Genomic DNA, 1,808 nt, shown 5'->3' with positions numbered 1-1,808 from the left:
AGCCTGTCAAATGCAGCGACCGCCCTACTTCTTGCGCTGGCTTTGACTCCAGTAGGAGTTAGTTCAGCCGATACCGAGGTCTCTTTGTCGAGGTGGTCTTCTTTTTCCATGGTATCCGCCCAATGATTTATCCAAGGGAACATCGTTCCTAGGGCGGAAATTTGCAACGCATTGTTTGCAGAGTACTGACTATCGAAAATACTTCTCCGCCGCATCCTGCAGAGAGTCGAGCCCCCGGGGCCGATTAAAAATTCTACCCAAAAAATCGAAATTGTTACGGTTTTGCAGCGTTGCCCCCCGAAGCGGTCCAAGCCCCCGACCCTTCGCAAGTGCGAAGACCACGTTGGCTAACATATTGATTTAATTGATTTATTTACCGGCCAACTTACGCGGCCTCGAGATACCCCATCAGATCCCAGACGTTCTGCGTCTCGGCCGCCATCACCATCGCGGCGGCGTATCGCTTGGCGATCTTCAGGGTCTCAGGTGTGTTGATGGTGACGCCATCGCCGGCAACAAATGTGACTTGGCCGGTACCGCCCTGCAGCACAGAGCGCACTGTGCCAGGCGGGAATGGCACAGACGAATAGGGTGGCACGACGATCGACACAGGGCTGCTGCTCGTGGTTCGCACGAAGCGCTCGCGCGTCGAAAGCGTGAAGCTTGTCCCGGCGAAGAACTCGACCTGATCGGGCATGTCGACGATGGCGCCTACTTCGGCTCGAATGATGCCGCCATTGCGAACGATGATGGATCCGCCGCTTTCGATTACCAATCGATCGCTGTCTATGCGTACCTTGTCGCTCATTCCATCACCTCCACGTTGATCGCGCGCTGCTTGCCGGTGCGCTGGTCAACCTGGCTATCGAATGACACGCGCTGACCTACGCGCAGCCCATCGATGCTATCGTTGAGTGCTGTCACGTGCGCGAACAGATCGGCGCCACCATCATGGGGCGAGATGAAGCCATAGGCCGAGCCGGGGATCCACGTGACGACGGTCCCTTGCCTGTCTTGATTGGGCATCTTGATTCCTTGTTTGAAAGGCCGGCGATCGAAGGCCGACGGGCACCTCGATCGCCGGTTGGACCTGCCCGTCTGGCTGCCCAATTTTGTTTGTTGTTACCGGCTGAGCTGCGCGAAGCGGCGCTTAGCTGCGTCGAGGCGCGGGGTATTGCTGTTGGCCGCCGTCCGTCCCGTGATCAGGGCTGAACTGTTGGCCGCGACCGAAACAAACGAAAATTCCAGCATCTCGCTCGAGGTGAAGCGCTTCCCGCCATACGGCTTGGTCGGATCGATCGGGACGCTCTTCAGCGGCACAAAGCCAATCGATGTGCTGTTGATGACGCCGGCCTTGATCAGCCCGTAAACCTCGTCCGACTTTTGACTGACGCCAGCTTCGGGAAACTGCACAAGAGCGACGACCTTGCCGCCTTCGACATTGATGCTCAGCGCCTTGGCAATCGGGTGATCCGCATCGTGTTGCCAGAGCACCGTCGGCGATCGGCGGAAGGCATCGAGCTTGATGCCGGCCTGTTCGATAATGTCGCCCATTCGGTCGACATCGCCGGTCGACACGATGGCGCGGACCTGTCGGGATCCGATGCCATCGCCGGCAAACTTCAGGACCGCGTGAGCGGAGGAGCGTTTGATCTCAGCCATCTCAGTTTCCGATCAGGCCGACCAGCGGCCCGGCAACGGTGTTGCTGCCCAAGTCGTGAACGTTGATGTCGAAACGCGCCGTGGCACGGCAGCCGATTTGGTCGTACTCGAGGTAGCGTTCCTCAGTTGTTTTCACGGTCACGCCC

At 58.4% G+C, this 1,808-nt stretch carries 3 protein-coding genes; all 3 read right to left on the bottom strand.

The genetic code is table 11. The annotated features are described in order from the left end of the window. Window positions 1–385: 385 nt before the first annotated feature. Window positions 386–808 (bottom strand): hypothetical protein, encoded by a 423-nt coding sequence (locus AC1DX0_RS35420; RefSeq protein ID WP_477219493.1) that lies wholly within the window; start codon window positions 806–808, stop codon window positions 386–388. Further along, window positions 805–1,026: a cold-shock protein gene (locus AC1DX0_RS35415; RefSeq protein ID WP_477219492.1), complete on the bottom strand. Its 222-nt coding sequence runs from the start codon at window positions 1,024–1,026 to the stop codon at window positions 805–807. Before AC1DX0_RS35415 ends, AC1DX0_RS35420 begins: the two co-directional genes overlap by 4 nt. Window positions 1,027–1,122: 96 nt before the next feature. Continuing rightward, entirely contained in the window at window positions 1,123–1,662 is a 540-nt protein-coding gene (locus AC1DX0_RS35410; protein WP_477219491.1) for an HK97 family phage prohead protease, read from the bottom strand. Between the last annotated feature and the right edge of the window lie 146 nt (window positions 1,663–1,808).

The sequence above is a fragment of the Mesorhizobium sp. P3_A9 genome (assembly GCF_056402975.1).
This window is presented reverse-complemented; position numbering and strand designations above follow the sequence as displayed.